Source organism: Parvibaculum sp., assembly GCF_002684405.1.
In the GTDB taxonomy this organism is placed as follows: Bacteria; Pseudomonadota; Alphaproteobacteria; order Parvibaculales; family Parvibaculaceae; genus Parvibaculum.
The window spans coordinates 1-7,798 of the sequence record NZ_NYVD01000164.1; the positions used below are offsets into that span (position 1 = coordinate 1).

The 7,798-nt window shown below is 61.2% G+C and carries 8 protein-coding genes; 6 read left to right on the forward strand and 2 right to left on the reverse strand.

Annotated features, from left to right (window positions below):
• Positions 1-206, reverse strand: a 206-nt coding sequence (locus CMI59_RS16925; protein WP_363102535.1) for a GntR family transcriptional regulator, incomplete at its 3' end; no start/stop codon positions are given.
• Positions 207-298: 92 nt separating this feature from the next.
• On the opposite strand from CMI59_RS16925, the gene CMI59_RS15145 reads away from it, so the two are divergent.
• Both CMI59_RS15145 and CMI59_RS15150 read left to right on the forward strand, forming a co-directional pair.
• On the forward strand, positions 299-1,096 hold the full coding sequence (locus tag CMI59_RS15145) for a PhzF family phenazine biosynthesis protein (RefSeq protein WP_293329070.1): 798 nt from the start codon (positions 299-301) through the stop codon (positions 1,094-1,096).
• A 37-nt stretch (positions 1,097-1,133) separates the two neighbouring features.
• Positions 1,134-1,727 carry a LysE family translocator gene (locus CMI59_RS15150; RefSeq protein WP_293329071.1) on the forward strand — a complete coding sequence of 198 codons (594 nt, stop codon included), beginning with the start codon at positions 1,134-1,136 and terminating at the stop codon, positions 1,725-1,727.
• On the opposite strand, the gene CMI59_RS15155 is transcribed toward CMI59_RS15150, so the two are convergent.
• Positions 1,724-2,620 (reverse strand): DMT family transporter, encoded by an 897-nt coding sequence (locus CMI59_RS15155; protein ID WP_293329072.1) that lies wholly within the window; start codon positions 2,618-2,620, stop codon positions 1,724-1,726. The two genes, CMI59_RS15150 and CMI59_RS15155, sit on opposite strands and share 4 nt — an antisense overlap.
• A 204-nt stretch (positions 2,621-2,824) precedes the next feature.
• On the opposite strand from CMI59_RS15155, the gene CMI59_RS15160 reads away from it, so the two are divergent.
• From CMI59_RS15160 to CMI59_RS15175, 4 genes are all read left to right on the forward strand, one after another.
• Positions 2,825-3,997, forward strand: coding sequence for a phosphoserine transaminase (locus CMI59_RS15160; protein WP_293329073.1), 1,173 nt, complete (start codon positions 2,825-2,827; stop codon positions 3,995-3,997).
• 151 nt (positions 3,998-4,148) lie between these two features.
• Positions 4,149-5,726, forward strand: a complete 1,578-nt coding sequence (gene serA, locus CMI59_RS15165) for a phosphoglycerate dehydrogenase (RefSeq protein WP_293329074.1) — start codon at positions 4,149-4,151, stop codon at positions 5,724-5,726.
• Positions 5,727-6,062: 336 nt separating this feature from the next.
• Positions 6,063-6,833, forward strand: a complete 771-nt coding sequence (locus tag CMI59_RS15170; RefSeq protein WP_293329075.1) for a KilA-N domain-containing protein — start codon at positions 6,063-6,065, stop codon at positions 6,831-6,833.
• A 668-nt stretch (positions 6,834-7,501) separates the two neighbouring features.
• A partial coding sequence (locus CMI59_RS15175) for an adenylosuccinate synthetase (protein ID WP_293329076.1) occupies positions 7,502-7,798 on the forward strand: 297 nt, incomplete at its 3' end.

A 7,798-nucleotide genomic window follows, 5' to 3' on the forward strand; every position in this document is an offset into this window, starting at 1 on the left:
ACGGTGACGCCGAGCGCATAGGCAAGCCGGCGCATGGGCGGTAATTGCATGCCCGGTTCGGCGTAGCCATTTACGATGGCGTCGCGCAGGGAATCGGCAATGGCCCTGTAGCGCGGGCCGGGGCGGGCGGCAATATCGTCGAGGTCGAAACCGTAAATTGTCATGGGTACAATAAATGCATTGTGCGCGGATATTGTCCCCATCATATTGCCTGAACGGTGAAATTGCACCGAAAAATGGTCGAAACCAAGCTAATACGACCAAATTGTATCGATACAATTTGGCGAGGAGTTCAGAGATGACAACGCCCCTCTATCAGGTAGATGCCTTTGCCGATCACGTTTTCGAGGGCAATCCCGCCGCCGTGGTGCCGCTTGAAAGCTGGCTGCCCGATGAGGTGATGCAGTCTCTCGCCGCGGAGAACAATCTCGCCGAGACCGCCTTCTTTGTGCCGGAGGGCAAGGGGTTCCATCTGCGCTGGTTCACGCCGACGGTGGAGGCCGATCTTTGCGGCCATGCGACGCTGGCGACCTCGCATGTGCTCTACACGCATCTGGGGTACGACGCCCCGCAGATTTCCTTTCAGACGCGCAGCGGCGAACTCATCGTGAAGCGCGAGGGCGACAAATATGCGATGGACTTCCCGGCGGCCAAGGCAAAGCCGATGCCCGAGCCCGCGGGGCTTGCGGATGCGTTGGGGATCAAGCCGCGCATCTATGTCCGCACGCCCAATGTCATGGTGATCTTCGACAGCGCCGATGAAGTGCGTGCGTTGAAGCCGGATTTCGCGGCGCTGAAACGGATCATGACGCCGTTCAACGCGGTGCTGATCGCCAGTGCGGAAGCGGAAGAGAGCTCGGAATTCGATTTCGTCTCGCGCGTCTTCGCGCCCGCGCATGGCATCGACGAGGACCCGGTGACGGGATCGTCCTATTGCACCAGCGTGCCCTATTGGGCGAAGAAGCTCGGCAAACCCGATCTCGTTGCCCGGCAGGTCTCGGCGCGCGGCGGCACGGTCTGGTGCACGGATGCGGGCGAGCGCGTGATCATTCGCGGGCGCTGTGCGGACTATCTCAAGGGCGAATTCTCCCTCTGAGTTTTATGTCTCTTCTCAATCGAAGGCAGGTGTGGTCATGCATGGCGACGCCCTGGCGCTTGCTGCGCTTTTCATCGCGACGATGAGTTTCACGCCGGGCCCGGCCAATCTGAGCATGCTCTCGGTCGGCGCCTCGGTGGGGCTCGCGCGCGCGATGCCCTATCTCGTCGGCATCTGGCTCGGCGGGCTTATCGTTATCGTGTCGGGCGCTGCGGGGCTCGGGGCGCTTTTCGTGGCTGCGCCGCAGCTCTTTCTCGGGCTGAAGATTGTCGGCTTTGCCTATATCTGCTGGCTGGCCTGGAAGCTTGCGCGGGCGGGCTTCGGCGGGAAGACGCATGACATCGCGCCGTCTTTCTGGGCGGGCGCAGGGCTTCATCCCGTCAATCCGAAAGCCTTCGTGCAGGTGGGGGTGGTCTTTTCCACCTTCGTCACGCGGGAGGCGGCCTATTTTCCGCAAGCCCTGCTGCTCGGCGGGTTCTGCTTCGTCACCATGGTGGCGGCGACCTCGCTCTGGGGCGCGGGCGGCGATGCCATTCGCCGCTTCGTGCAGAACGAAGGCGTCATGCGCGCAACGGCCGTGCTGGCGTCTGTGCTGATGGTGGCAAGCGTCGGAGCGGCGCTGCTGTTCTAGCCTTTGCGGTGGCGCCACTCGCTCACCGCAATGCCGACAAGTATGAGTGCCAGCCCGATCAGTACACGGAGTTGAAGTTCCTCTCCGAAGAGGAGGAAACCCGCCAGCGCGGCAAAGGCGGGGACGAGGTAGTTGCTCAACGCCACGAAGGTTGCACCTGCCTGGTCGACGATCCGGAAGAAAAGCAGCGTGGCAAGCCCGGTGGAGAGGAAGCCGAGCCCGGCGGCGCTCAGGAGCGGGATCGTGCCTGCGTCCAGCAGCGCAGCGGGCGGCGTGATCGTGCCGGCGAGCACGACGCCCATGGTTGCGCCCGCCGTCAGGACCCCGGCGGCCTTTGTAACGAGTGGCATGTCGGGCGCGCGGCGGGCCATCACATTGTTGCAGGCAAAGCAGAATGCGCCCGCGAGAACGGCCAGTTCTCCCATCAGTTTCGAGCCGTCGCCGGTCACATCGGCAAGGGCGGCCGGACCGATCACCACGACAAGGCCGCCAAACCCGATCCCGAAGCCTGCGAATCGGGGGAGCGTGATCCGTTCTTCCGGCACGAAAAAATGGGCAAGCGCCAGCGTTGCGAGCGGGACGAAGCCGATCAGGATGCCCGCCACGGAGGAGGGGATCTGTTGCTGTCCCCAGCTGATCGCGAAGAAGGGCAGGATATTGCCGACGAGGCCGAGCGCGGCGAACCAGCTCCAGTTCTGCAGGCGAGCGGTCAGCGTCTCGTTCCTGAACAACAGAATAGCGATAAGGAGCAATCCGCCGAAGCTCAGCCGCAGCGCCATGACCCATTCCGGCGTCATGCCCCGAAGCGCCAGCTTGGTGAAGGCGAAGGCCGACCCCCAGCAGAAGACGAGCAGGGCAAGCAGGATCCAGCGATAGAGCGGGTGTGAGGTCATGAAAATTTCGTCGATCGGGAAGTTGCAGCTTTTTGGCAGCGTAATGCGGTTTTTTCTCGGTGGCGAAGGGCCGGGGCGATTGTTTCACATTCCTGCGGCCCCGTTTCACGCGACATCCATTTGACTTCCACCGGGCGCAAGCATAGCTATTGCGGCGGGACACCCCTCCCCAACGAGGGGCAAACTATCTGAGAGGATAGCTATATGACCGCTCAAGAGCGTCCGGCTGTGCGTCCGGCTAATCCGCACTTTTCTTCCGGCCCCTGCGCAAAGCGCCCCGGCTGGGCCCTCGACAATCTCAAAAACGCCGTTCTCGGCCGCAGCCATCGCTCGAAGCTTGGCAAGGCACGTCTTGCCGACGCCATCGAGAAGACGCGCGCGGTGCTGAACGTGCCCGCCGACTACAAGATCGGCATCGTTCCCGCGTCCGACACGGGCGCCGTCGAAATGGCGCTCTGGTCGCTTCTCGGCGCGCGCGGTGTGGACATGCTCGCCTGGGAAAGCTTCGGGCAGGGCTGGGTCACCGACGTTGCCAAGCAGCTCAAGCTTGAAAATGCCCGTATCCTGAAAGCCGATTACGGTCAGCTTCCCGATCTCGGCGACGTCGATTTCAAGAACGATGTCGTCTTCACCTGGAACGGCACCACCTCTGGCGTGCGCGTGCCGAACGGCGAATGGATCGCCGACGACCGCGAAGGCCTGACGATCTGCGATGCGACCTCCGCCGCCTTCGCGCAGGATCTCGCCTGGCCGAAGCTCGATGTCGTCACCTTCTCCTGGCAGAAGGTGCTGGGCGGCGAGGCCGCGCATGGCGTGCTGATCCTCAGCCCGCGCGCGGTGGAGCGGCTGGAAAGCTACACCCCCGCCTGGCCGATGCCGAAGATCTTCCGCCTCACCAAGGGCGGCAAGCTCATCGAAGGCATCTTCAAGGGCGAGACGATCAACACGCCGTCTATGCTTTGCGTGGAAGACTATATCGATGCGCTGGACTGGGCCGATTCCATCGGCGGGCTGAAGGCGCTCATTGCGCGCGCCGATGCCAACACGGCCGTTATTGCTGAGTGGGCGGAACGCACCCCGTGGGTCGACTTCCTCGCCGAGAAGGTCGAGACGCGTTCCAACACCTCCGTCTGCCTCAAGGTCGTGGACCCCAAGGTCGCCGCGCTTTCCGACGACGACCAGGCGGCCTTCGCCAAGAAGATGTCCTCGCTTCTCGAAAGCGAAGGCGTGGCGATGGATGTGAACGGCTATCGCGACGCGCCGGCCGGTCTTCGCATCTGGGCGGGTGCCACCATCGAGGTGTCCGACATGCAGGCGCTGATGCCCTGGCTCGACTGGGCCTTTGCCGAAGCGCTCGCCTCGCTCGAAGCGGCCTGAGTTTCCGAACGAACAAGGTTCTGCCCCTTGCGCCGACGACCGAGTGTTTCGCGGCGGTGGGGCAGGACATCCAATCCCCTTTGATTTTCCCTTCGTCATCGCGCAGCGAAATCCCGCGCCGGACGAAAAAGGTTCAAGACAGGAGGCATGAATGCCCAAGGTTCTTATTTCCGACAAGCTCTCTCCCGCCGCCGCGCAGATCTTCAAGGATCGCGGCATCGAGGTCGACGTAAAGCCCGGCCTCGACAAGGAAGAACTCATCAAGATCATCGGCGAGTATGACGGTCTTGCCATCCGTTCCGCGACCAAGGTGACGCCGCCCGTCATCGAAGCCGCGAAGAAGCTGAAGGTCGTCGGCCGCGCCGGCATCGGCGTCGACAATGTCGACCTTCCCGCCGCGACGGCGGCCGGCGTCATCGTGATGAACACGCCTTTCGGCAACTCCATCACCACCGCGGAACATGCCGTGGCGATGATGCTTTCGCTCGCCCGCCAGATCCCGGATGCGAATGCCTCCACCCATGCGGGCAAGTGGGAAAAGTCGAAGTTCATGGGTGTCGAAGTCACCGGCAAGACGCTGGGCGTCATCGGTGCCGGCAATATCGGCTCCATCGTCATCGACCGCGCCAAGGGCCTGCGCATGAAGGTCATCGCCTTCGATCCCTTCCTGACGCCGGAGCGCGCGTCCGATATGGGCATCGAGAAGGTGGAACTGGACGACCTGCTGGGCCGCGCGGACTTCATCACGCTGCACACGCCGCTCACCGACAAGACGCGCAACATCATCGACGCCAAGGCGCTTGCGAAGTGCAAGAAGGGCGTGCGCATCATCAACTGCGCGCGTGGTGGCCTCATCGTCGAAGCCGATCTGAAGGCGGCGCTGGAAAGCGGTCAGGTCGCGGGCGCGGCGCTCGACGTGTTCGAGGAAGAGCCGGCCAAGGACAATGCGCTGTTCGGTATGGAAAACGTCGTCTGCACGCCGCATCTGGGCGCTTCCACCTCGGAAGCGCAGGAGAATGTGGCGCTTCAGGTCGCCGAGCAGATTTCCGATTATCTGCTGACGGGCGCGATCGTGAACTCGATCAACGTGCCGGCCGTTTCCGCGGACGAAGCGCCGAAGCTTTCGCCCTTCATCAAGCTTGCCGAGCAGCTCGGTTCCTTTGCCGGTCAGGCGACGGAAACCGGTATCTCCGGTATCAAGATCGAGTATGAAGGCGATGTCGCGGAGATGAATACCCGCGTGCTCACCAATGCGCTGCTCTGCGGCTTGCTCAAGCCGCTTCTGTCGGACGTCAACATGATCTCCGCCCCGGTGATCGCGAAGGAACGCGACATCAAGGTGGAAGAGGTGAAGCGCGAACAGCAGGGCGCCTATGAGACCTATATCCGCCTCACCGTGAAGACGGAGCGTCAGGAGCGTTCGGTCGCCGGTACGGTCTTCACCGGCGGCCTGCCGCGCATCATTCAGGTGAAGGGCGTGGATATGGAAGCCGCGCTTGGCGAGCATATGCTCTATGTCACCAATAACGACAAGCCGGGTTTCATCGGCTCCATCGGTTCCACGCTGGGCGAAGCGGGCATCAATATCGCCAACTTCAACCTCGGCCGCGAAAAGGAAGGCGGCGGCGCCATCTGCCTCATCGAGGTGGACAGCGACGTGCCGCAGGATGTGCTCGACAAGATCGAGGCGCTGCCGAATGTGGTTCAGGCCAAGAGCATGAAGTTCTGAGCCGAACAGGCTTTACGGAATGCGCAAAGGGCGGCCTTCGGGCCGCCCTTTGTCGTGGCACTATGGCCGTCGCGGCGCCGCTGGCTGACGCATCCGGTCAGTCGTCGGTGAAGAGCCACTGGCAGCGGAAAGTGGTATAGATTCGGAGAATACCAAAAAGTGTGTTATAATTACACTCAGGCCGCCCTTGCCGGGGCGGCCTGAGCCTTGGAGCCTCAGGGGCCCCTACATTTCTTTGGTATGGCGAGTTATGACACAGTGACTCGTGGAGATCAAGTCCCTGCGGCAACAAGAAAACGTAAATTGTTGTAAGCAAAGAAAGGGACTATCTCCTAAATGAAAAATAAAAATACTCTAAAAGTACGTGGCAAGAACATTAATTTCGATGAAAATGGGCTTGCTTGCCTCGGCGACATTTGGAAAGCCGCCGGATTTTCAAAAAACCAGAAGCCGAATGATTGGCTGCGCCTTAGGAGCACTGCGAATTTCGTTGATGCTGTCTGCGAGAAAGTTACGGGAAAATCCCGCAACTGGACAAAAAGCGAAATAAAATCAGTGCTTTGTGTGAAACGCGGGTCTGGCACATTTGCTGACGTCAGGCTCGCTCTCGCATATGCGGAATACCTCAATCCAAAACTGGCGATTGAAGTAAAAGAGGTCTTCTTAAGGTACAGGGGATCCGACCCGACACTCGCAGATGAAGTGCTGCAAAAGGCGAGCGCCGAGGCCAACGAATGGGTGGCCAAGCGTGCCATGGGACGGGCGATTCGTAGCGAGTACACGGATCAACTTGATAGGCGTGGCGTCAAAACCGGCTTTCAGTATGGCAATTGCACAAACGCAACCTATCAGGGGCTATTCGGGTCAACGGCAAAGCAGCTTAAGCAGGCAAAGGGTTTGGCGAAAAATGACAATCTCCGGGACAAGATGTCCATGTCGGAAATTGCCTTCGTCGCAGCGGCGGAGGCCCTGTCTGTTGAGCGCATGACTGATGAGGACTCGCTTGGCTATTCGGAGTGCAGGCAAGCCACATTGCGTGCCTCCACCTCGATCCGAGACGCCATTGAGTCTGATCGCAAGAACAGGCAGAAGCGCTTCACGCGCTGATCGCAAGGTGTGGGGCCTATTGGCCCCACACCCTCACGCCCCGACGCTTCCCCACCACCCCCTTTACCTTCCCTCGCTTCTCTTGCTGCCTCAGCGTATGAACGATGCGAAGCGTGATGGCCGCACGTTATCCCCGTCGTCTAGGCCCTTCTCAGCCATGACAGGCTGCGCCAGTTCTCGCGTATCCAGCGGGCCTTCCTTCGCCATAGCTGCTTTGCAGATGTTGACGACTTCCCCGCGCTTGAACAGGCGGTGAATGTCCACGTAAGGGCTATCTCTCCGGGCTCTCCCGGAGCCTCAAATATCGCTATGGCTGCGTTGATATGGGCGAGATCGGCGCGGGCCTGATTTAAGGCCATCTCGTATCCCGAGATCGCCGCCTCTATCTGGTGGCGCTTGCTCTTGAGAGTCGTGACGGTTCTAATCTCTGCCATGCGGACAAGATAGCCGGGAGGCTCTATTACCTCTTGTCCCGTTTGCTACCTAATGCCGCTTTTTGGTGGCTTTCCGTGCACTGCAAAGCCCTCTGGTCTTTCCCGTCCCCATGGGGTAGAACCCCGAAAAGCCCCGGGCGGAAGATGCGCGGGGCTTTTGGCGTGTCTGGCGGCCCGGTTTTTCGTGGGCCATGGCCGCGGAGCGCCGGCCACTGGATTTCAAAGGCTAAAGCGATGGCGAATGTAGCGGTTGTCGGGTCCCAATGGGGCGACGAGGGCAAGGGCAAGATTGTGGACTGGCTGTCCGAGCGCGCCGATGTGGTGGTGCGTTTCCAGGGCGGGCACAATGCGGGCCATACGCTGGTCATCGACGGCGTGACCTACAAGCTGTCGCTGCTGCCGTCCGGCGTGGTGCGCGAAGGCAAGCTCTCCGTCATCGGCAATGGCGTCGTTGTCGACCCCTGGGCGCTGCTGGACGAGATTTCCCGGCTGGCGGAGCAGGGCGTGAAGATCGGTCCGGACCGGCTGCGC

Bases quoted from the DNA above. Each gene is read 5' to 3' on its own strand.
- serA (WP_293329074.1), top strand. From the start codon at position 4,149: ATGCCCAAGGTTCTTATTTCCGACAAGCTCTCTCCCGCCGCCGCGCAG.
- CMI59_RS15170 (WP_293329075.1), top strand. From the start codon at position 6,063: ATGAAAAATAAAAATACTCTAAAAGTACGTGGCAAGAACATTAATTTC.
- CMI59_RS15145 (WP_293329070.1), top strand. From the start codon at position 299: ATGACAACGCCCCTCTATCAGGTAGATGCCTTTGCCGATCACGTTTTC.
- CMI59_RS15160 (WP_293329073.1), top strand. From the start codon at position 2,825: ATGACCGCTCAAGAGCGTCCGGCTGTGCGTCCGGCTAATCCGCACTTT.
- CMI59_RS15155 (WP_293329072.1), bottom strand. From the start codon at position 2,620: ATGACCTCACACCCGCTCTATCGCTGGATCCTGCTTGCCCTGCTCGTC.
- CMI59_RS15150 (WP_293329071.1), top strand. From the start codon at position 1,134: ATGCATGGCGACGCCCTGGCGCTTGCTGCGCTTTTCATCGCGACGATG.